This window comes from Giesbergeria anulus (genome assembly GCF_900111115.1).
GTDB classification, from domain to species: domain Bacteria; phylum Pseudomonadota; class Gammaproteobacteria; order Burkholderiales; family Burkholderiaceae_C; genus Simplicispira; species Simplicispira anulus.
In genome coordinates this window covers 177,883-200,182 of sequence record NZ_FOGD01000004.1, presented here as the reverse complement: position 1 = coordinate 200,182, position 22,300 = coordinate 177,883, and the positions used below count along the sequence as shown (strand labels likewise).

General features: G+C 56.2%; 13 protein-coding genes. 4 read left to right on the top strand and 9 right to left on the bottom strand.

Features of this window, described 5'->3' with window-relative positions:
• The first annotated feature begins 13 nt into the window (after positions 1–13).
• A complete protein-coding gene (locus tag BMX55_RS09075) occupies positions 14–1,219 on the top strand; it encodes an HDOD domain-containing protein (protein ID WP_091456266.1) in 1,206 nt (401 codons plus the stop codon).
• Positions 1,220–1,235: 16 nt separating this feature from the next.
• Here BMX55_RS09075 and BMX55_RS09070 read toward each other — a convergent pair whose 3' ends face one another.
• The 5 genes from BMX55_RS09070 to hemE all read right to left on the bottom strand — a co-directional run bounded on the left by BMX55_RS09070 (position 1,236) and on the right by hemE (position 13,020).
• Positions 1,236–2,357: a response regulator gene (locus BMX55_RS09070; RefSeq protein ID WP_091456262.1), complete on the bottom strand. Its 1,122-nt coding sequence runs from the start codon at positions 2,355–2,357 to the stop codon at positions 1,236–1,238.
• On the bottom strand, positions 2,341–5,823 hold the full coding sequence (locus BMX55_RS09065) for an MASE3 domain-containing protein (protein ID WP_091456259.1): 3,483 nt from the start codon (positions 5,821–5,823) through the stop codon (positions 2,341–2,343). Before BMX55_RS09065 ends, BMX55_RS09070 begins: the two co-directional genes overlap by 17 nt.
• A 9-nt stretch (positions 5,824–5,832) precedes the next feature.
• The gene (locus tag BMX55_RS09060; RefSeq protein ID WP_177172866.1) at positions 5,833–9,600 is read right to left on the bottom strand and encodes an Ig-like domain-containing domain; all 3,768 of its coding nucleotides are present in this window, start codon (positions 9,598–9,600) and stop codon (positions 5,833–5,835) included.
• A 177-nt stretch (positions 9,601–9,777) separates the two neighbouring features.
• Positions 9,778–11,886 (bottom strand): replication restart helicase PriA, encoded by a 2,109-nt coding sequence (gene priA / locus BMX55_RS09055; protein WP_091456253.1) that lies wholly within the window; start codon positions 11,884–11,886, stop codon positions 9,778–9,780.
• Positions 11,887–11,898: 12 nt separating this feature from the next.
• Complete coding sequence (gene hemE, locus BMX55_RS09050) at positions 11,899–13,020, bottom strand: uroporphyrinogen decarboxylase (RefSeq protein ID WP_091456314.1); 1,122 nt, start codon at positions 13,018–13,020, stop codon at positions 11,899–11,901.
• 69 nt (positions 13,021–13,089) lie between these two features.
• Here hemE and aas point away from each other — a divergent pair, with 69 nt between their 5' ends.
• Both aas and BMX55_RS09035 read left to right on the top strand, forming a co-directional pair.
• On the top strand, positions 13,090–15,228 hold the full coding sequence (gene aas / locus BMX55_RS09045; RefSeq protein WP_091456251.1) for a bifunctional acyl-ACP--phospholipid O-acyltransferase/long-chain-fatty-acid--ACP ligase: 2,139 nt from the start codon (positions 13,090–13,092) through the stop codon (positions 15,226–15,228).
• A gap of 357 nt (positions 15,229–15,585) precedes the next feature.
• Positions 15,586–16,128: a hypothetical protein gene (locus tag BMX55_RS09035; RefSeq protein ID WP_143059610.1), complete on the top strand. Its 543-nt coding sequence runs from the start codon at positions 15,586–15,588 to the stop codon at positions 16,126–16,128.
• A gap of 86 nt (positions 16,129–16,214) precedes the next feature.
• Here the strand turns inward: BMX55_RS09035 and BMX55_RS09030 are convergent, their stop codons facing one another.
• Positions 16,215–17,480: a magnesium and cobalt transport protein CorA gene (locus BMX55_RS09030; RefSeq protein WP_218144474.1), complete on the bottom strand. Its 1,266-nt coding sequence runs from the start codon at positions 17,478–17,480 to the stop codon at positions 16,215–16,217.
• 310 nt (positions 17,481–17,790) lie between these two features.
• Between BMX55_RS09030 and recG the strand changes: the two genes are divergently transcribed.
• On the top strand, positions 17,791–19,908 hold the full coding sequence (gene recG / locus BMX55_RS09025) for an ATP-dependent DNA helicase RecG (RefSeq protein WP_091456238.1): 2,118 nt from the start codon (positions 17,791–17,793) through the stop codon (positions 19,906–19,908).
• A 64-nt stretch (positions 19,909–19,972) separates the two neighbouring features.
• Here the strand turns inward: recG and BMX55_RS09020 are convergent, their stop codons facing one another.
• From BMX55_RS09020 to BMX55_RS09010, 3 genes are all read right to left on the bottom strand, one after another.
• The gene (locus BMX55_RS09020; RefSeq protein ID WP_091456236.1) at positions 19,973–20,278 is read right to left on the bottom strand and encodes an NIPSNAP family protein; all 306 of its coding nucleotides are present in this window, start codon (positions 20,276–20,278) and stop codon (positions 19,973–19,975) included.
• A 24-nt stretch (positions 20,279–20,302) separates the two neighbouring features.
• A complete protein-coding gene (locus BMX55_RS09015) occupies positions 20,303–21,160 on the bottom strand; it encodes an HTH domain-containing protein (protein ID WP_091456233.1) in 858 nt (285 codons plus the stop codon).
• A 172-nt stretch (positions 21,161–21,332) separates the two neighbouring features.
• Positions 21,333–22,265 carry an exopolyphosphatase gene (locus BMX55_RS09010; RefSeq protein ID WP_091456229.1) on the bottom strand — a complete coding sequence of 311 codons (933 nt, stop codon included), beginning with the start codon at positions 22,263–22,265 and terminating at the stop codon, positions 21,333–21,335.
• Positions 22,266–22,300: the final 35 nt, after the last annotated feature.

Below are 22,300 nucleotides of genomic sequence, written 5' to 3'. Positions count from 1 at the left end.
GTTTGAATCGCTCATGGTGCAATCGGTTCTGGGCAGCCTGACGCTGGGATACCGCCCTTTGTGGGGCCGCACCCGGCGGCTGATGGGCGTGCAACTTTATGTACACGCCATTGATGAAGAAGTTACGCTGAACCTGCCGCATTTGCTGCGTACGCTGCGCGAGATTTGGTCAGAGAACTCACCGCCGCTGTTGCTCTCGCCCCAACAGCCCAGCTTGTTGCAAGAATTTTTGCGCCATGCTAACCCTGGTGCCCCTTGGATAGAAGTGCAGGGGCGCTGGCTGCTCAATCCGGACATTTTGGAACAGGTGCGCAGCGCCCACGCGCGCGGCCAGCGCTTGGTCTGGCGTGGCGACCTGAGTGTCTTGCCACCCGCAGAGGTGGCGCAATGCTTTACCAGCAGCTTGCTCAGTGTGTCGCCTGAGGTGGCATTGGCGGCGCTACGCGCCGGGCCAGGCAATAGCCCCGTGCTAGCTGGGCAAATGTATGAGGGTATTGCCAGCCGTATGGTGATGCAGCACTGCCTAGACCAGCGCAACGCGCAAGCGATGGCCGGTTGGCCCGCTGAAGATGTGCTCTACAGCCTGCGCAATACCCACGCTAAACCTGCCCACGCCACGCTGGCCAAGCTGATGCGTGCCATTGATGCCGAGCAATCGCTAGAGACCTTTGAAGACATCTTGAGCGAAGACCCCATTTTGGCCTACCGCTTCATGAACTACACCAACTCAGCAGCGCTGGGCCTGCGTACTGGCATTGACTCGCTGCGCCGGGGGTTGATGATGATGGGTTATGGCTCGATTCAGCGCTGGTTGGGTAGCCAATTGCCCCATGCCAGCACCGAACAAGACTTGCAGCCGGTGTACCAGTCGATGGTGATGCGGGCGCAACTGACATCCCGCCTACTGGATGCTGGCGTAGAAAATGAACTGCGCCGCGAGGTGTATCTGTGTGGGTTGTTCTCGCAATTGGACTTGTTGCTGCGCGAGCCGATCAGTAATATTTTGAACCGCATTCCGCTGTCCGAGCGCATTTACGATGCCATTGTGCAGCGCACTGGCCCTTATGCTCCCAGTTTGCAATTGGCCGCGCTGCTGGAGTCAGACAACGCTGCGGCCATTCGCCAACTGTGCGAAGAAAACGAGTTTCCTACCGAAGAGGTCAACCGCGCCTTGTTGCGTATGTTGTCAGAACTGGAAGTGCCGCGCACGCGCCATTGAGCAGTGCAGGCTGCGTTCAGGCGTCTTCATACTCGTGGGCGATGCGGATGAATTGTGCGTGCTCCTGCAAAAACACATCGACGATGGTGGGGTCGAAATGCGTGCCCCGGCCTTGGCAAATGATGTCGGTGGCCTTTTCAATCGACATGGCCGGTTTATAAACACGGCGCGTGGTCAGTGCATCAAACACATCGGCCAGCGCCATGATGCGCGCGGGCAGTGGAATGTCCGTGCTGTGCTTGCGTTCTGGGTAGCCGGTGCCATCCCAACGCTCGTGGTGCGATTGGGCAATTTGCCGCGCCACATCCAAAAATGCCAAGGGCCGCGAGTCACTGCGGTAGCTGGAATGGTCGGCAGCCTGCACCTTGGTCATGGCTTGGGTGATGGCCTCGCTGCCAATGGCCGAATGGGTACGCATGATGGCAAACTCTTCTTCGGTCAAGGTGCCGGGTTTGAGCAAAATACGGTCTGGAATGCCCACCTTGCCAATATCGTGCAGCGGTGCTGCCTTAACCACCCGAACCAACTGCTCAGGGGGTAATTGTGCAGCGTATTCGGGGCGCTGGGTCAGGGCGCGGGCCAGCACCTCGACATAGCCTTGGGTGCGGTAAATGTGGTTGCCGGTATCGGTGTCGCGCATTTCTGCCAGCATGGCCAAAGCAGACAGGCTGGCGTTTTGCACGATTTCGTTGTCGTGCATCCGGCGGGCGATCTCGGCTTCTAAAAACTTGTTTTGGTCGGCCAGCACATGCTGGGCGCGGCGGTTTTCCAAATGGGTACGCACCCGCGCCAACACCACCAAGGGGCGAATGGGCTTGACGATGTAATCGACCGCGCCCAACTCTAGGCCGCGCTCCTCGTCTTCGGCGCTGTCGCGGGCCGTGACAAAAATCACCGGAATGTTTTTGGTGCTGGCGTTGGCATGCAGGCGCGAGAGCACGGCATAGCCATCGAGGTCGGGCATCATCACGTCCAGCAAAATCAGATCAGGCCGTGGCTCAGAGACGGCAGCACGCAAGGCGCGCTCGCCACAATCGGCCACCTTGACCCGGTAATGGGGCTCTAGCAGATCGGCCAAGATACTCAGGTTTTCGGGCTGGTCATCGACCAGCAAAACGGTTTCATGGGCTTGGGGCATGGTAGGGGCGTAGCAGATCAAGGGCTTGGGCGTAATCAAAGCGTTCGATGGCCGCAGCCAAAGGCTCTAGCACCGTGGACGGCCAATGGCCAGCCAGCGCAGCTTGTAATTGATGAAACAGGCGGCGTGCCTGTAGATCGTCATGGGTAAGTAGATTGTGCAGGGACTGCACCTCGGCGGCCAAGAGTGCAGGCAGGGCAGATGGCACCATAACTACCGGAGCTGCTGCCGGGATGGGGGCCGCCAGCGCTGTGGGGGCTACGGCGGCGCGCACATCGCGCACCAGCGCGGGCAACTCTTGCAGCAGGGCGGCCAGCGCCGGGCGTATTTGAGTGACATCAGCGCGTTCGGCAGCCAGCTCTAGCGCTAAGGCCTGCGCCCGAATGCCTTGGGCACCGATATTGGCTGCTGCCCCCTTGAGGGCATGGGCCAAGCGTGCCGCTTGGGCTAAATCACCTTGTTCTACCAGCGTCTGTAAGCGGGCAGCATCATCGGCATGGCTGTCGGCAAACAGGGCCAAAATGCGCCGGTAGGTGGGCAGTTTGCCGCACACGACTTTCAGGCCCGCCGCCGTATCGAGTTGGCGAATGGCGGCCAAGCGTTCTTCTAGGCCCTGCTCTGGCATAGGGGTGGCGGGCAAGGCTACGGCAGCAGGTTGCACCGCTGCGGTGGTCAGCCAGTGCTGCAAGGTGGCAAACAGTGTGTCGGGGTTTACCGGTTTGCTCAGGTGGTCGTTCATGCCTGCGGTAATGCAAGCTTCGCGGTCTTCAGCAAAGGCATTGGCCGTCATCGCCAAAATGGGCACCGTGGCCCGCCCCGGCATTTTGCGGATGGCAGCGGTGGCGGCCAAGCCGTCCATGCGTGGCATCTGAATGTCCATCAGAATCAGGTCGTAGGCATGGTCGCGGGCCAAGTCAACGGCTATTTGGCCATCATCGGCCACATCTACGCGCAGACCAACGCTGTGCAACAACTCCAGCGCCACTTCTTGGTTGACCAGATTGTCTTCTGCCAGCAACACGTAGTGGCCTTGTAAGCTCGGTGCTGGTGGGGTTGGGCTGGCGGCGTTGCTGTGCAACACTTCTTTGCCCGTCACCAAGCCGACAATGGTGTCGAGCAAACTCGATGGCGTGACTGGTTTGGGCAGCGCTGCGGCAATACCGGCCTCTTTGAATGCAGTGTCTGGGCACTCACGCCCATAAGCCGTGACCAAAATGACACTGGGGCGCGGCTGGGTATAGCGCGCCTGAATCTCGCGGGCCAGAGCGATGCCGTCCATACCGGGCATTCTCCAATCCAGCAGTACCAAATCAAACGGGCGTCCGTTGCGCTGGGCTTGGGCCATGATTTCTAGGGCTTGGGGGCCAGAATCGGCCAGCGTGGTGTGGCAACGCAGTGTGCGCAGCATGTCGGCCAGAGTTTCGCGCGCTTCTTCTAAATCATCGACCACCAACACTTCAAGCTCGCGGTCTAGAGAGCGCGTTGGCGTCGCGCCCAGCGCCAAGGCGTCACCCTTGGGCAAAGACAGTTCTAGCCAGAAGGTGCTGCCCATGCCCAAAGTGCTTTCTACCCCGACTTGGCCGCCCATCAGCGCCGCCAGCCGTTGGCTAATCGCCAGCCCCAAGCCGGTGCCGCCAAACTTGCGTGTGATGGATGGGTCAGCTTGCTCAAAGGGCCGGAACAGGCGTGCCTGCTGTTCTGCACTCAGGCCAATGCCGGTGTCGCTGATTTCAAAGCGAATCTTGACGGTATCGCCTTGCTGCTGCAACAAACGGGCGCGCAAGGCGATGGCCCCCGATTCGGTAAATTTGACGGCATTGGTGGCAAAGTTGAGCAGCACCTGTGACAGGCGCGTTCGGTCGCCACGCAAGGCTTGGGGTAGGGCGGGGTCAATACGGCTGATGACTTCAATGCCTTTGGCCTCGGCCTTGTCGCAAATGAGCTCATGCAGGTTGTGAAAAACGGCCTCTAGAGAAAAATCGGCCACTTCTAGCGTGAGTTTGCCCGCCTCAATCTTAGAAAAATCCAGAATATCGTTGATGATGCTCAACAGGTGCTGGGCCGCATTGGTGACTTTGTCTAAGCGATCACACTGCTGCGGCAGCACGGCGTCGCGGCGCATCAGGTGGGTTAGGCCCAGAATGGCATTCATGGGTGTACGAATCTCGTGACTCATGTTGGCTAAAAAAGCACTTTTGGCTGCATTGGCCTGATCGGCCTCCGTTTTGGCTTGCTGCAACTCCTCCATCAGGTGCTCTTGTGCTGTGATGTCTTGCACCGTGCCCGTAATGCGTTCAATCTGACCGTTGTTGCCGCGAATTCCCTCACCGCGTACTTGGATGAAAAGGCAGCGCTCGCCATTGAGCACCCGTACTTTGCGCATCAAAGGCAGCCCCTGTTGGCGGCATTGCTCAAGCCCTTCTAAAAACGATGCCCGGTCTTGTGGATGCAACGTTTCTAGCACCTCGTGCAGGGTTTGCTGGCCGCTCTCGGCAATACCAAAGCTGCGAAACACCACCCCACTCCATTCCCAAACGCCATCGCCCAGTGTCCAAGACCAGCGTCCTAAGCTGGCAATGGTTTGCGCTTCGATCAGGCCAGCCTCGCTGTGCTTGATTTCACGAAACAACAGGTTGACTGGGTCGCGCAGCCCGGTAACAACTACAGCCCGGTAAATGAGGGCAAAGGCGGCAATTTTGCAAAGATGACCGATTTGGTTGAAAGCATCGCTCATGGTGTCGGAGACGTAGAGCGTAAAACAAAGCTCTGTGGCTACCATCAGCACTAGCGACCATTGCAAACAGTGATATATCTTGGTGTGAAACAGGTGTCGACGCTGGTAGAGAAAATAGATGCTACCTAACAGCAAGGCGCAAATCACGTACTCGCTGAATACCTTGAATGGTGTGAGGCCCTTGCCCGCCTCAAAACAAACCGGAAATACCCTAAAATATAGGATAGAGGCCACCAGTGCGGTGGTAATTGTTGTAAATATTCCTAAAGTGAGTGGAATATGCAGTTGGCGTCGGGTGCCTAAAAAACCAATCGCCACCAGCATACTGATGGATTCCATGTAACGGGCGGCAATCCAAAACTGTGGGGCATAGTAATCGTAATCGGTAAAAATGGGCATTCCCTTGTAGGAAAGGGTATGCAGAAAATCAATAGAGCCAATAAATATATAAGATAATCCAATAAATAAAATATATTGGTTGCGGATAGATGCAGCACAGTTGATCGCGATAATAAATAATGTTACTGCGATAAAAATACTAAAGAACTCAGCTATTGCATGAAAAAGCAGATAACTGTAATGGCTGCTAAGGTGAACGCTAAACACCAGCAATATAAAAACTGCTACCCCCAATGCTGAGGTATTGAAATGGGCGGGAAAGAAGGCCAGAAAGCGCTGGAGGGCACTGCTGCCGCCCAATGGGGCGGCAGCAGTGGGTGCAGAAGGCGACATTAAGAGCCTTTAGAGGTATTCAACACCAGTTTGTTGTAGCCCAGTCAGTCCCACATGGAGCAAATTGCTATCGAGTTGAGCCACAACGGCCAGAAATTGGGCTTGGCTGTAATGGGCCGCACGGCCATCCATAAAACTGACCAAGACATCGACCATGGCTGAACCAGGCTCTCTGCCACCCGTTACATTGCGAAAGGCCAGCCGGGCGAGTGCTTCATTGCTATTGGAACCTGCCAATAATTCGACCGTCCCCTTGTTGATGGCAAGCTCGAAGGCTTCTTGCATGGTTTGCCCGGCATCAAATTGTTGCAAAACACTGCCAAACTGTAAGGGGCTGTTGATAGAGTTGTAATTGAGCACCCCCCAGAACAGCAGGGCCTGTCCTGCATGGTCAGACGGTGCCAGATCCAACGCAATTTTTTTGTCGGCAAACTGCAAACGCTCAATGCTTTGCAGGCGGTCATTGCCCTCACCAGTGACTACCCAGCCATTGGTGGTGGCGTTGTGTTGCAACTGATACCGGCTGGAGAGACCGGCATACTCCACTGTGTCTATACCCACAGTGCCGGTGAACTGGTCGTTAGACGGGGTGTTGTGCAAGGCCGGATGGCTGCGCGCTGTGGTGAAGTCGTAACGGCTGGTACCTGCATAAGGATTGCCTGCCAAATCCTTGACGGTTTGGGCGGGCAGGACAACGAAGTAGCTGGTATCGGCCTCCAGATCGGCACTGGGGTTAAGGGTGAGGGTGTTACCAGACAAGCGCAGGTTGGTGCTGGTGGCTACGTTAAAACTCTCCACCAAAGTTCCTGTATGCGAGCCAGCCCGAATTTCGATGTTGCCGCTGCCGCGTTGCACCGCCTCGTTGAAGGTGAGCACTATGGTGCTACCCAGCGCTACCCCGGTGGCTCCATCCAGGGGGGAAAAGGCAGTAACGATGGGGGCTGCGGTGTCTACTGTAGTGAAATTGTGGCCACTGATGCCTGTGTAGGCATTGCCCGCGCTGTCCTTGACGGTGCCACTGGCCGCCGTAAGAACATACTGGGTGTTGGGCTGTAGATCGACGGTGGGATTGATGGTCAGGATATTGCCTGCAATGCTCAAGCTGGCGCTGGTGGCAGCATCAAAGGTTTCGACCACCGTACCGGCTGCCGTCTTGAGCACCAGACTGCCCACACCGCGCTCAATCGGTTCGGAAAAAGAGAACACGATATTGCTGTTGAGTGCCACGCCAGTGGCTGCGTCGGTGGGACTGAACCTGACCACCGTGGGGGCGATGGTGTCTACCGTGCCAAAGTTGTAACTGCTGGTGCCCCTGTAGGCGTTGCCTGCGATGTCCCTAACGGCCCCGCTGGGTATGGTGACAAAGTAGCGGGCATTGTTGTCGAGGGTAACGGTGGGGTCGATGGTGAGCTGGTTGCCGTTGAAGGTCAGTTTGCTGCTGGTTGCCACATCAAGGGTCTCTACCACCGTGCCCGTGGCAGAACTGCTGCGAATCTGGATGTTGCCTATGCCTTTTCCGACGGGTTCGCTGAACGTGAGGACGAGATTGGCTGTTCCGGTGACGCCGGTAGCCCCATCGGTGGGGCTGAAAGCTGTCACGGTGGGTGCGGTGGTGTCAGCCGTGGCAAAGTCGTAGGTGTTGGTGCCCACATAGGCGTTGCCCACGGTATCTTTGACGGCCCCACTAGGGATCGTGACAAAGTAGCGCGTACTGTCGAGCAAAGCCGTCACTGGGGTGATGGTCATGTTATTGCCCACAAACGCCAGATTGCTGCTGGTGGCCGCATCCAGACTCTCGACTAGTGGCCCTGTAGCAGACCCGGTGCGGATCTGGATTGTCCCCGTGCCCTTTTGCACGGGTTCATTGAAGGTGAGTACGATGGCGCTGCCCGGAGCCACGACGCTGGCTCCATCAGCAGGGCTAAACGTGGTGACGATAGGGGCCGTGGTGTCTGCCGTCGTGAAATCATATGCGGTGGTGCCGATGTAGGCGTTGCCCATCATGTCTTTGACGGTACCACTGGCCAAGGTGACGAAATAGTGGCGGCCCGCCAGTAGATCGGCACTGGGGTTGATGGTCAGGCCGTTGCCCACCAGATTGACGCCACGGCTGGTGGCTACGTCCAGCGTTTCTACCACGGTGCCGGTTGCTGAGTCGAGGCGAATTTCAATATTGCCTGTGCCCTTTTGTATTAGCTCATTGAAGGTCAGGACTATGTTGGCAGACACCACCACACCATTGGCTCCATCTGCGGGGGTGAATGTGGTAACGGCGGGGGCGGTGGTGTCGGCAACCATGAAATCGTAGGTTGTGGTGCCAGCGTAAACATTGCCTGCCATGTCTTTGATGGCACCACTGGCCACAGTGACAAAATACTTGCCGCCTGAAGTCAAGGTTGCACTGGGGGTGATGGTCAGGGTATTGCCTGCAAACGATAGTCTGTTGCTGTCCGCAGCTTCCATGCTTTCTACTACAGTGCCAGTGGCCGAATCGAGCCGAATCTGCAACAGTCCGCTGCCACGCTGCACGGACTCACTGAAAGTGAGTGTGATGGGGCTGCTCGCGGCCACCCCGCTGGCTCCATCTGCCGGGCTGAAGGTGGTGACGGTAGGTGCCACGTTATCGAACACGCCTGCGGTAGTGAAGTCGTAGGTGTTGTTGCCTGCATAGGCATTGCCATCGGCATCCTTGATTGAGCCGCGCGCTACAGTGACGAAATAGCGGGTTCCTGCCGCCAATGCGGTGCTGGGATTGAGGGTGAGCACTTTGCCTGAGATACTGACTGAACCGCTGGTGACCACATCAAAGGTTTCTAGCACCGTGCCAGTGGCGGAGCCGACACGGATCTGGATGACGCCCATGCCTTTTTGGATCGGCTCATCAAAAGTCAGCCGGATATTGGTGCCCAGCGACACGCCAGTGGCTCCATCGGGGGGGCTGAAGATGGCAATGTTGGGGGCAACAAAGTCGGACTGCGTGGTGGTGTAAAACCTATAGCTTGAGCTGCCAGCATAAGCATTGCCTGCTACGTCTTCAATGCTGCCCGCATCAAAGGTAAGGTAATAGTAGTTGCGTGTGAGGAAGTTAGCGCTGGGCGTAATCGTCAGGGTGTTGCCTACAAACGTGAGGCCGGGGCTGGTATTGACGTCGAAAGACTCCACCTCGGCACCGCCGCCCTGTGGCAAAGCTATGTACAGCGTGATGTTTCCGCTGCCGCGTTGCACCAGCTCGCTGAAGGTTAAAACAATCGGGCTGTCTGGCGGCACGCCGGTAGAGGCGTTCAGGGGACTAAAGGACAACACGGTGGGTGCCGTGGTGTCTTGCACGCCTGCCGTAGTGAAGTCATAAGTGCTGGTGCCAGCATAAGGGTTGCCAGCCATGTCTTGGATGCTGCCCGCATCGAAGGTAACGAAGTAGCGGGTGCCTGTAGCCAGTGCGAGGCTAGGATTGATGGTCAATATATGGTCGGAAATACTCAAATCGCCACTGGAGGCTGCATTGAATGATGCCAAAATGGCCCCCGTCGCTGATTCGGTACGAATGTAAATTTGGCCACTGCCACGTTGCACTGGCTCACTGAAGGTCAGCACAATATTGGAGGCAATACCTACACCACTGGCGCTGTCTGCAGGACTGAAAGAGAGTACCGTTGGGGCTGTTGCGTCGATAGTGTTGAGGGTCTGTGCCCAGCGAACCATGGGGTGTGCCAACAAATTAGCAGCATAAACGCTGGATGCAACGGCCTGGCCATCGATGTAAACAGTCCTGTAGCTCATAGGGGCTCCGTGTGGGCGCAAAGCGCCATAAGTGATCAGACAGGTAGAGGGGCAAAATCCTACCATTGCTATTGAATCCATAGCTCACGAGCTCTTGCCTGTCCGATATCAAGAGCAAAAATAGAGATACCCCCAATTTAGCAGTACCGAGCGCAGGGGAAGCAGCTTCTGGCATGCTCAAATAGCCAGCGGATCAACATCTACCAGCCAGCGCACCAAGCCTTTATGTTCTGGTTGGTTGCGCAGAGCCAGCAACAAGGGTTGCCATGCCGCCAAAAAATGTTGCAAGGCCGGACGGTTGTCGCTTTCTAGCAGCATTTGCACCCGCTCTACATTGGCCACGCGCTGGATAACCAAGGGCACCGGGGGATAGAGTGTCACATGGTCACCTAAACCGGGCAAGCCTTGGGTATAAGCAGCATCGCTGGCCGCCAATAAAAAGCCTTGCGCTACTTCTTGCGTACGGGCATCGGCGCGCACCAGTGCCTGAAAGGCAAAGGGTGGCATGGCGGCGTCGCGGCGCTCTTGCAATTGTTGTTCGGCAAAAGCGATGTAATCGTGCTGGCGCAGTGCTGCCACCATGCCATGCTCTGGATGGAAAGTTTGTAACCACAGCTCACCACGGCTGCCTTGGCTTGCGATGTATTGGGCATCGCGCCCAGCACGGCCACCGGCCTGCATCAGCAGAGAAAATAAACGCTCAGGGGCACGAAAATCACTGGAGAAAAAGGCCCCGTCGGGCTGCACGGCTGCCACCAAGGTAATGCGCCTGAAATCATGGCCCTTGGCAATCATCTGTGTGCCCACCAGCACATCCGTTTCGCCAGAATGCACTTGGGCCAGTTGGGCCTCCAGTGCGCCTTTGGCCCGCGTGGTGTCGGCATCGATGCGCGCTACCCGCACCGGGCTGCCATCGGGGCGGCGCACGTCGGCCAGCAGGGTAGCCAATTGTTCTTCGAGTTGTTCGGTGCCCTTGCCTATCGGGGTGATGTCGGGGCTGCCGCAGCCGGGGCAAGCCCGTGGCACACGCACCGTAAAGCCACAGTGGTGGCAGCGCAGGGTACGGTCGGCCTTGTGAAAGACTTGGTGTGCGCTGCAATGGGGGCAATCGCTTTTCCAGTCGCAGTCGGCGCAGTGCAGCACGGGGGCATAGCCCCGGCGGTTGAGCAAGATCATGCACTGCTCGCCGCGCTCGACCCGCTCTTGCAACGCCGCCAGCAAGGGCGCAGAAAACACCGTGCGCCGTGGCTGGTGGTTCATATTGACCACGCGCAGGCGCGGCAAAGCACCCTCGCCAATGCGGCTGGGCATGTGCAGGCGCAGGTAGCGCCCGCCGGGGTCGTCTGCGCTAGCCGGGCGGCTGGCATACCAGCTCTCTAGCGATGGTGTGGCGCTGCCCAAAATCACCTTGGCCCCCTGCTCACGCCCACGCCAGATCGCCAAGTCGCGCGCAGAGTAGCGCGCCCCCTCTTGTTGCTTGTAGCTGGCATCGTGTTCTTCGTCGACCACAATCAGGCGCAACTGCGGTATGGAAGCAAACACGGCCATGCGTGTGCCCAGCACGATACGGGCGCTGCCGTTGTGCGCAGCCAGCCAACTTTTGAGGCGCTGTGGGTTGGTCATGCCGCTGTGCAGTGCTACCACGCTGGTAGCGCCAAAACGGGCGATGAAGCGCTCCTCTAGTTGCGGTGTCAGGTTGATCTCAGGCACCATCACCAGTGCTTGGGCGCTGGGATCGGCGGCCAGCATGGCTTGCACGCAGCGCAGATAGACCTCGGTTTTGCCGCTGCCTGTGCTGCCAAACAGCAGAAATGGCCCCGGCTGTGCGGCAATTTGCGCTCTCGCGTTTTCTTGCTCGGCGCTCAAAGCCACCAGCGGCACCGCAGCGGCATCAGTTTGGGCGGTTGGTGCTGGGCGGCGCAAACGTCGGGCCAGTTGTTCGGGCTGCAAATCGCGCAATTGCGGCGGCAAGGCCATCAGCGCAATCTCCCCTAGACTGCGCTGGTAGTAGCGGGCAGCAAAATTGACCAAACGCCGCCAATGGGCATCCAGCGGCGCAATGCCATCGAGCACCGCTGCCACCGCACGCAGGTCAACCCCTTCAGGTGGGGCGGCCAGCGCCTCCCAAACCACGCCCAGCACCTCGCGCCTGCCCAAGGGCACGCGCACCAGTGTTCCCGGTGCCAGCGGCTGCGCACTGCGGTAGGTGAGCAGATCGCCCATGCCGCTGTGGGCAGGCGTTTGCACCGCCACAGCGATGGTGTGCCCCGGTTCAGCCGTGCTCATGCAGGGTAAAAATCAGCCTTGGCGCATGGCGCGCGATTGGCGATGCACCGATTCGACCAGCGCCGCTACATGCTCTGGCGGTGTGAACTGGCTAATGCCGTGGCCCAAGTTGAAGATATGCGTCGGGCCGGTAGTGCTGTGGTCGGTATGGGGCTTGCCAAAGCTGTGCAACACTTTGGCCACTTGGGCATCGATTTGTGCGGGAGGAGCAAATAGCACATTAGGGTCGATATTGCCCTGCAAGGCTTTGCCGGGGCCGCCTACCTCGCCACCCACGATGGCGCGGGCTTGGCCGAGGTTGGCCGTCCAGTCTAGCCCCAGCACTTCGCAGTCCAGCGGTTTCATTTCAGGCAGCCAAATGCCGCCGCCTTTGGTAAACACGATGCGCGGCACATCGGTGCCATCGACGCCGGTGCGCTTGAGTTGCGCCAGCACGCGGGCTGTGTAGGCCAAGCTGAACTCTTGGAAAGCACCATCGGCCAGCACGCCGCCCCAACTGTCAAAAATCATCACGGCTTGGGCACCGGCATCAATTTGGGCATTGAGGTACTGGGCCACGGCGTCGGCATTCACGGCCAAAATGCGGTGCATCAGGTCGGGGCGCGAATACATCAGCGTTTTGACCAGACGGTAGTCGTCCGAGCCTTTGCCCTCGACCATGTAGCAAGCCAGCGTCCAAGGGCTGCCAGAAAAGCCAATCAGCGGCACCCGGCCATTGAGCGCCGTGCGAATGCTGGTCACGGCATCAAACACATAGCGCAGTTTGTCCATGTCTGGCACAGCGAGTTGCGCCACATCGGCCTCGGTGCGTACGGTTTTGGCAAAGCGCGGGCCTTCGCCCTCTGCAAAGCTCAGGCCCAAGCCCATCGCATCGGGCACGGTCAGGATGTCAGAAAACAAAATGGCCGCATCCAGCGGAAAACGATCCAGTGGCTGCAAGGTCACTTCGGTGGCGTAATCTACATTCGTAGCCAGCCCCATAAAGCTGCCCGCCTTGGCGCGGGTGGCCTTGTATTCGGGCAGGTAGCGGCCCGCTTGGCGCATTAGCCACAGCGGGGTGTAATCGGTGGCCTGACGGCGGCAGGCGCGCAAAAAGGTGTCGTTGACGAGGGGGGCGAAGGCGGATGGATTCATACGCACCATTGTCGCAGGCTGCCCGGCCCGGCTCGCCTACCATCTACACCCAGACAACGGAGTTTTTACATGCTCAAACCACTGCTGCGCACCGCCTTGCGGGGTGTTTTTCGAATTCTTTACCGGGTAGAGGTCAAGGGCCATTTGGGGCATTTACGCCAAGAAAAGACCTTGATCGTCGCCAACCACCAATCGCTGCTCGATGGCGTGCTGCTGGGGCTGTTTCTGCCAGTCGATGCCACTTTTGTCGTCAATACCGGCATTGCCAATAAACCGTTCTTTCGCATGGTGCTGCGCCTGTCGCGCTACCTGACGGTAGACCCCGCCAACCCGCTGGCCATGAAAACCGTGGTGGCAAGGGTGAACGAGGGCGAGCCGGTGGTGATTTTCCCGGAGGGCCGCATCTCCGTGACAGGCTCTTTAATGAAGACTTACCCCGGTACCGGCTTTGTGGCCGCCCGCAGCCAAGCCAGTGTGGTGCCGGTGAGTATCGAAGGGGCGTTGTACAGCCCGTTTAGCTATGTGAAGGGCTTATTCCCGACGCGCTGGTTTCCCAAAATCACCCTGACCATCCATCCGCCGCAAACCGTTGTCCGCGCTGAAGGCCCGGCCCGCGAGGCCCGGCGCAAAGCCGGTGAAGACCTGCACCGCGTCATGCAAAACATGACGGTAGAAACCCGCGCACGCACCACGCTGTTTTCTGCCCTGTTGGATGCCCGCGCCCGCTTTGGCGGGGCCTACCTGTTGGTAGAAGACATACGCCTGCAAGAGGAGTCTTACAACACCCTGCTGAAGATGGCGCTGGGGGCGGCACGCCTGCTGCTGGGGCATACCCGCCCCGGCGAGGCCGTGGGCGTGTTGTTGCCCAACAGCACTGGCACACTGGCCGCCATTTTGGGCCTGACCGCCTTTGACCGCGTGCCCGCGCTGCTCAACTACAGCGCCGGAGTGGGCGGAGTGCAGGCCGCCTGCCATGCCGCCCAAGTCAAAACCATTGTCAGCAGCCGCCTGTTTATTGCCAAAGGGGGGCTGGATAAGCTGATTGCCGGGCTGGAGCCGCACTACCAAATTTTGTATGTCGAAGATTTGAAGGGCCGCATGGGTTTGTCAGACAAGCTCTGGATTGCCGCCCGAATGTTGGCACCGCGCCGCCTGATTGCCCCCGGCAACCCAGAAGCCCCTGCGGTAATTTTGTTTACCTCCGGCTCGGAGGGCAAACCCAAGGGCGTAGTCCACAGCCACAACTCGTTGCTGGCTAATATCGCCCAAGTGCGCGCCAGTGCCGATTTCAAACCCACCGACAAGTTCTTTCTGGCGCTGCCGCTGTTCCACTCCTTTGGCCTGACCGCTGGTGCCCTGCTGCCGGTGCTGGCTGGTTGCAAGCTGTTTCTCTACCCCAGCCCGCTGCATTACCGCATCATCCCAGAGTTGGTTTATGACCGCGATGCCACGGTGCTGTTTGGCACCAGCACTTTTTTGGGAGCCTATGGCAAGCTGGCGCATCCGTTTGACTTTGCCCGCCTGCGCTATGTGGTGGCTGGCGCTGAAAAACTCTCGGACGCGGTGCGCGAACTCTGGTTTGATAAATTTGGCGTGCGTATTTTGGTCGGTTATGGTGCCACCGAATGTGCGCCGGTGCTGGCCGTCAACACCCCAATGGCGGCGCGCAGTGGCACCGTGGGCAAGCTGCTGCCGGGCATCCAATACCACCTAGAGCCGGTGCCGGGCATTGCCCAAGGTGGTGCACTCTATGTGCAAGGCCCGAACATCATGAAAGGTTATCTGCGCTACGAAAACCCCGGCGTGCTCGAAGTGCCCCAAGCCTTGGGCCGCCTCGGCTGGTATGAGACGGGCGATATTGTCTCGATGGATAGTGATGGCTTTGTCCGCATCGAAGGCCGCATCAAACGCTTTGCCAAGGTGGCGGGCGAGATGGTGTCTTTGGATGTGGCCGAACAGGTGGCCGTGAAAGCCTCGCCACTGCACAGCCATGCCGTGCTGGCCCAAGCCGATCCCGCCAAGGGCGAAAGCCTGCTGTTGCTCACCACCGATGCTGCCCTGCAACGGGCGCAACTGGTGGCCGCTGCCCAAGCCTTGGGTGCCCCAGAGTTGGCGGTGGCGCGCCATATCCGGGTGGTGGAGCGCATTCCGGTCTTGGGGTCGGGAAAAACTGACTATGTCAGTTTGCAGGCGCAGTTGGCGGGCTAATCACATTGATGCCAACATGCGGTGCGAGGTTGCAAACGGTATTTTTGTCATCAGTGTCAACTATCAAGGTAAACGGGTAGTTCGCCGACGCCTATGCAACTGAGCTGTTCTCCATCATTTGGCGGTAATTTTATCTCCATATGGTAAGCAAAGAATAGTGACGATTAGCTTCATTGTTAGAAGCATATCGTTACATGAGTTACGTAACTCATCGATTATTAAATTAATTCACAGCTAATTTTTGCTGTTATTATTGATTTTGCTACCAGCACATGGGGGGTGGATGAGTGGCTTTGTCACTGGAATGAATAATTTTGCAGCCCATCCACTTGATTTTTCAATGAAAAGGAGATATCGATGAGCTCAAATAATCGTTTTGCCGCCGCAATCGTTGGGGCAACAATGGCGTTAGGAATCGGATTAGCCAGCAGCCATGCGTATGCTGTTACTATTTCCGCAGAAGACGTTTCAAAAAAGATCATCTCCTGCGATAGCAGAAATCCATTTTTAAGAAGTGCTCCTCTGGGATCGTGCTTGGCTACACCGGACAAAACTCTATACGTGACGGCGACCTTGGACGAAGGCGAGGATCCGACAGTCCTTGACGAGATGGATGTGGTGGTGCAAGTTGGAGAGCAGTTCTATCACTACGACGGATCAGGAAATCAGCGCAACGATACTGAACTTTGGAGACCATTTTTAATAACGGCTGAAAGTGATGGTATGCCTGTACCATCGTTTCGACGCATGGTGGGTATCGAGACGAAGTCCATCACCCGACAAGTGAACTATTCGCCGTTCGTTAAAGAAAAAGGAGCGATTATCTATGTCGGAATCCGCAAGAGTCGGGATGAGCCCTATACAGAACAGATGATTAAGAAGGTGTTTATCATTCATTGAGGTCATTGTGGCAGTCAGCCAGCCATGCTGTGCTGGCCCAAGCTAAAAAATAATTTTTTAGTATTCGCACCTTGTTACTTATTTTATTATCGGTTTCGGATGGGGACTAATTTTGCGCTTTGTTTTTCTTTGTTTTCGAAATACTTCAGTCCCAAGAAGGTTATGCCACCCATCAAACAAGAAACTGCCAAAAAAGTGCTGTAGGCGATGGGCCAAGGAATACCTTGAGTCATCATAGAAAATTCTGACATACCCCCCATGCCTGCCAAAATATTGATAGGCATAAATACTACGCTTAATACTGTCAATTTATTAATTCTTCTGTTCTGATTGATATTAATAAAACCAATCGTAGCATCCATCAGAAAGTTTATCTTATCAAAAAGAAAAGAAGTGTGGCTATTCAAGGATTCAATGTTGCGCAGAATCTGTTTTGATTCTTCAAACTGCTCATTAGAAAGCACACGACTACGCATCAAGAAGTTGATAGCGCGCTGTGTATCAAGAATGTTGCCACGAATTCTTCCGTTCAGGTCTTCTTGTTCTGCAATTTCACCTAAGATAGCAGCAGCCTCCTTATCAGTGATAGCTTCACTCAAAACCTGATGCCCAACTTTACCCAAGGTTGCATAAATATCTTCAAGAGAATCTGCAGAATATTCAACATCAGCGCCATATAAATCTATTATGATATCAAAGGCATCTGAAACATATCCCGGCTGGGCATGGGCGCGCAGTCGTTGCAAGCGAAAAACGGGCAGTTCTTCATTTCTGAGTGTAAATAAAACCCCATTATGCAAAACGAAAGCAACAGGAATACTGCGTGAGCTTCCAGCGCGATCTAACAAAAAATTAGAATGTAGGTGAATATCACCGGAAAACTCCACGTGAAAGCGTGAACTAACCTCAAGGTCTGTTACATCACCAGGGTCTGGCAGACTAAGCCCAAAATGTTGTCCCACAAAATTGCGCTCTGCTTTGGTGACGTTAATCAGATCAATCCAGATCGGCTTCTTGCCCTCAAGGTCTTTTCTGCTTGAAACAGCAATTTGTAGCAGTTTTCCATCTACCAACTCAAACGCACAAATTTGGCTTTCGTCAAAACTGGGCTCTCGCTCACCCACCAGTTGTTCACGGCAGCTATCGGACACTTCCCAGAGAATATTGTTAGCCAATTCTTCAGGGATTTGTGACCAAACTATCTGGGCAGATTCTTTATCTAAGGCCTCCAAAATCGTAGCAATTTCTTCTGCTGGCAAGGGTTCGAGCAAACTTTTGAGTTCTGCCAGATGTTGGCGCTGCACTAAGGTTTCTACAATCTCTTGCCGAGGCATCGTTTGGACGCGGATCATGTCTTCAATCATTTTTTGTCGACCTAAGATGTCTCGAACCTTTTGAAGATGCATGGCAGTTTATGATGAAGGATGTTATTCTATAAACTGCTAATGAGATGATTGCAAAAACTTTGATCTAGAGAAGAGCAAGTTTCTTAAAAATCAATCTATTGACTTTGGTGAGTGCAGCATACCTGTGCATGCTTGCCAAGGAATAGACGCTTGATAGTGCAGGCTGGGCCTGTACGATTTTAGGGGCCGCTATGTGTCAATGGTGTGTCAGCGCTGACCGACGCACTGCAACCTTGTCATCGGTCAAAATCTACCCATGCCTGCACCCTCCTCCTCTGTACCTGCGGCCCTGAGCGGCCCACAAAAAGCCCTGCGCAAACTGGGGCTGGTGCGCGCCATTGACCTTGCGCTGCATTTGCCGCTGCGCTACGAAGACGAGACGCGCATCATCCCCCTGCGCAACGCACGCGACGGCCAAATGGTGCAAATTGAGGCCACCGTGACCGCTTCGGAGATCGTGCTGCACCCGCGCCGCCAATTGCGCATACTAGTCGATGATGGCACCGGCACTTGTGAATTGCGCTTTTTTAGCTTTTATCCATCGCAGCAAAAAACAATGGCGGTGGGGGCGCGCCTGCGCATCCGGGGCGAAGTCAAGGGGGGATTTTGGGGGCGGCAGATGTTGCATCCGGCCTTTCGTTTGGCTGAGGGCGAACTGCCTGCGGCCCTGACACCGATTTATCCAGCCACTGCTGGGCTGCCACAGCCGTATCTGCGCCGGGCGATTGTGACTGCGCTGGGGCGTGTGGATTTGTCCGAAACCCTGCCGCCAGGGGCACCACCGCCGCCCTTACAACGGCATGACCCGTTGGGCAGTGGGCAGCTGTGGACTTTGCGCCAAGCGCTGATGTTTTTGCACCACCCCCCGCCTGATGTGGCGCTGGCGACGCTAGAAGACCAAAGCCATCCGGCATGGCAACGCCTGAAAGCCGAAGAGCTGCTAGCGCAACAACTCTCGCAAGCGCAGTCGCGGCAGGAGCGGGCACAGTTGCGCGCCCCGGTGTTGCAGGCCCGCGTGGCTGGGCCTGCAGGCTTGCCCTTGCCTGAGCAACTGCTGGCTGTGTTGCCCTTTGCCCTGACCACCGCCCAACGCCGTGTGGGTACAGAAATTGCCCACGATCTGGCCCGCCCCGTGCCCATGCACCGGCTGTTGCAAGGCGATGTCGGTTCAGGCAAAACAGTAGTGGCTGCTTTGGCGGCTACCTTGGCAATAGAGGCAGGCTGGCAATGCGCACTGATGGCCCCTACCGAGATTTTGGCCGAGCAGCACTTTGCCAAACTGATTAGTTGGCTGGAGCCGCTGCTGGCGGCACGGGGCCAATCGGTAGCATGGCTGGTGGGTGGGCAAAAGAAAAAAGAGCGCGCCGCCATGCTGGCGCGCATTGAGAGCGGCGAGGCAGCACTGGTGGTCGGCACCCATGCCGTCATTCAGCAGCAGGTGCATTTCAAAAATCTGGCGCTGGCCTTGATTGACGAGCAGCACCGCTTTGGCGTGGCCCAACGCTTGGCGCTGCGGCAAAAGCTGGCGGCCCACGGCATGGAGCCGCACTTGCTGATGATGACAGCCACACCCATCCCGCGCACCTTGGCCATGAGCTACTACGCCGATTTGGATGTCTCGGTGATTGACGAGCTGCCACCGGGGCGCACCCCCATCGTTACCAAAACCATCAGCGACAGCCGCCGCGATGAGCTCATCGCCCGCTTGGGGGCACAAATGGCCGCTGGCCGCCAAGCCTACTGGGTCTGCCCGCTGATTGAAGAAAGCGAAGCGCTTGACCTGTCCAACGCCACGGCCACCCACGCCGATTTATCGGCGGCCTTGCCGGGGGTCGCCATCGGGTTGCTGCATTCGCGGATGCCCAGCGCCGAGAAAAAAGCGGTGATGGCGGCGTTTAGCGCCGGTCAGTTGGGCGTGCTGGTGAGCACCACGGTGATCGAAGTGGGCGTGGATGTGCCCAATGCCAGCCTGATGGTGATTGAGCACGCCGAGCGCTTTGGCCTGAGCCAGTTGCACCAGTTGCGTGGCCGCGTGGGCCGGGGGGCGGTGGCATCCGCGTGTGTGTTGCTCTACTCCACCGGTGACAATGGCCGTGTGGGCGAAGTAGCCCGCGAGCGTTTGCAGGCGATGGTTGAGACCAACGATGGTTTTGAGATTGCCCGCCGTGACCTAGAAATCCGTGGCCCCGGCGAGTTTCTGGGTGCGCGCCAATCGGGCGACGCCATGCTGCGCTTTGCCGACTTGAACACCGATGGCCTGCTGCTAGATTGGGCCAAGGCGCTGGCACCACAGATGCTGGCACAGCACCCCGAACTGGCGCAACGCCACATTGCGCGTTGGTTGGGCGGCAAAGCCGAGTTTTTGAAGGCTTAAATTTTGACCCAGCCCGCCTGATTTTTTCAGGCTGCTAGCGTTTCAAGCCCCAGTTGAACCCTTTTCATTCGAATACAGGCCTAAAAAAACTGCGTTCATAGCTGATGATGCAGCGTGTTTCCTCGGCATATTTGAACGCAGCTAAACACTCTGGGTCTTGGAGCGATTTGGTTCTGTACTCCTCGTACAGTGCCAAGCTGGGAAACGTGAACATTGCCAAGGCAACATTGTTTGCCCCCTCTGATGGCAAAAAGTAGCCGTGGTGTTTGCCACCAAACTTCTCAACCAGAGGAATCCATACTTTTCCGTAACTCTCAAATTCTTTGAGTTTAAACGGATCAATGATGTAACGTAGATAGCAAGTAACCATTATTTACTCTGAAGGTTTTACAAACTAAGGTAGGCGGCAACTGAAATCTGTCCGCTTGAGCATCTTGTTAGATTTTTTCACGAACCGCCTCGCATTTTTTTGCTCGATAGATCGGAGCGTGTTTTGAATTTCTCGCTCCCGTAACTCTGGATCAATGGATTGAATGTATTCAATAGCTGAGAAATCATCGCCACGTTTTCTATTCTGCGGCGGCTCAAGTGCTTCAATAAGCAGAGCTTCTAGTGTGGCAATAATAGTTGAAAGTGAATTATTGAACGGGGTTTCTTGTAGTTCTCCGTTATCCGTTGCTTCAAGTAAACCAAACCAAGAGAATCGGTTCCATCGACTACCGAGACGATCAGCGGTGTGTTCAAAAAGACGCTTTCCAATCGGGCGATCAACAGAGCGGCCAACATAGACCACCGTGTGATGATCATAAAGAATATAGATGCCTTTTTGTTTCCCAAAGTCAATTGACTTTGATGCTGCCTGCTGCTTTCCGTAGAGCTTGGGGTCGTTGCGCCATACAACAAGATCTCTTTGCCAATACATTCCGAAGGAACGGATAATAGAATCTGATGCCTCAATTTCAGGGTCGATGATTGCTTCCAACTGCTTATCCGAGGTTGGGATTAGAGTAGGCGATATAGAAAAAGAATCTTTTAATGCGAATATACCTTTGGCGACACGTATGAACGGAGACTTGTTTCCATCATGTTTGATGGATGATGCAATCTGAGCATTTACTGTTGCAGCTGGCGTTGCTCCGTCAGTTTCGTAGTAGCCACGAGAAAGAATCTGCTCCGATATTTCTGTGTAGTGCAAAGGTGAACCAGACTCCTTCAAAATTCGCTTAATCGCTTCTTTCCAAGACTTCTCCACGAAAACTCCCAAAATCTAACTAAGATTAAACGACAGCTCCAGCTCAGGTTAGCGCAACCCAACACCATCAGCCCGCGCTTTTTTAATCGTCGGGTTACACCTGCTGGGCTAACCCGACCTATGGGATTTGCACAGTAGAGGCCCGATATTCATCGGGCCACCACCAACGTCTTTAGCCGTCAGCGTTAATGCGTTGAATCAGCGTTTGCAGCACCGCATCGGCTTGGTCGTTGCTGATTTGGCAAGTACCAGCCGCATTGTGGCCGCCGCCGTTGTATTCGAGCATCAGGTTGCCCACATGGGTTTTGCTGCTACGATCGAGGATGGACTTGCCCGTGGCCAACACCGTGTTTTGCTTTTGCAAACCCCACATCACATGGATGGAGATGTTGGCGGTGGGGAACAGCGCATAAATCATGAAGCGGTTCACGGCCCAGATGGTCTCTTCGCCGCGCAAATCGAGCACCACCAAATTGCCGTGCTGGGTAGCACAGCGCAAAATTTGCTCTTTGGCTTTTTCGGCGTGGTCAAAATACAGCTCTACCCGCTCTTGCACATCGGGCAGGGCCAAAATTTGTTCAATGCTGTGGTTGCGGCAGTATTTAATCAAGTCCATCATCAGCTGGTAGTTGCTAACGCGGAACTCCCGAAAGCGCCCCAGCCCAGTGCGCGAGTCCATCAGGTAGTTGAGCAGCGTCCACTTTTGCGGATTGAGCACATCTTCACGCGAGTATTGCGCCGAGTCGGCCTGATCGACGGCCAGCATCATCTCGTCAGTCACGCGCGGAAAGCCCGCCTTGCCGCCAAAGTGGTTGTACACCACCCGTGCGGCGGAGGGGGCATGGGCCTCGATGATGTGATTAGCGCGCTCGCCGGTGTTGCGCACGGTCTCAGACTCGTGGTGGTCAAACACCAAATGCGCGCCCGCCACATAGGGCAAGTTGGTGGTGATGTCGCGGCTGGTGATCTCAATCTTGCCGTCTTGCATGTCCTTGGGGTGGACAAACACGATGTCGTCAATCATTTCCAGCTCATTGAGCAGCACGGCACAGACCAAGCCGTCAAAATCGCTGCGGGTGACCAGTCGGTATTTGGGGGAAGTCATGAAATTTCTCCTGAGAAACAAATAAGCGGGCGCAA

Excerpts from the sequence above, each read along its gene's own strand:
- BMX55_RS09070 (WP_091456262.1), bottom strand. The coding sequence starts at position 2,357 with ATGCCCCAAGCCCATGAAACCGTTTTGCTGGTCGATGACCAGCCCGAA.
- recG (WP_091456238.1), top strand. The coding sequence starts at position 17,791 with ATGCCTGCACCCTCCTCCTCTGTACCTGCGGCCCTGAGCGGCCCACAA.
- BMX55_RS09075 (WP_091456266.1), top strand. The coding sequence starts at position 14 with ATGGTGCAATCGGTTCTGGGCAGCCTGACGCTGGGATACCGCCCTTTG.
- hemE (WP_091456314.1), bottom strand. The coding sequence starts at position 13,020 with ATGAATCCATCCGCCTTCGCCCCCCTCGTCAACGACACCTTTTTGCGC.
- BMX55_RS09065 (WP_091456259.1), bottom strand. The coding sequence starts at position 5,823 with ATGTCGCCTTCTGCACCCACTGCTGCCGCCCCATTGGGCGGCAGCAGT.
- BMX55_RS09060 (WP_177172866.1), bottom strand. The coding sequence starts at position 9,600 with ATGAGCTACAGGACTGTTTACATCGATGGCCAGGCCGTTGCATCCAGC.
- BMX55_RS09020 (WP_091456236.1), bottom strand. The coding sequence starts at position 20,278 with ATGGTTACTTGCTATCTACGTTACATCATTGATCCGTTTAAACTCAAA.
- BMX55_RS09030 (WP_218144474.1), bottom strand. The coding sequence starts at position 17,480 with ATGATCCGCGTCCAAACGATGCCTCGGCAAGAGATTGTAGAAACCTTA.
- BMX55_RS09010 (WP_091456229.1), bottom strand. The coding sequence starts at position 22,265 with ATGACTTCCCCCAAATACCGACTGGTCACCCGCAGCGATTTTGACGGC.
- priA (WP_091456253.1), bottom strand. The coding sequence starts at position 11,886 with ATGAGCACGGCTGAACCGGGGCACACCATCGCTGTGGCGGTGCAAACG.
- aas (WP_091456251.1), top strand. The coding sequence starts at position 13,090 with ATGCTCAAACCACTGCTGCGCACCGCCTTGCGGGGTGTTTTTCGAATT.
- BMX55_RS09035 (WP_143059610.1), top strand. The coding sequence starts at position 15,586 with ATGAGCTCAAATAATCGTTTTGCCGCCGCAATCGTTGGGGCAACAATG.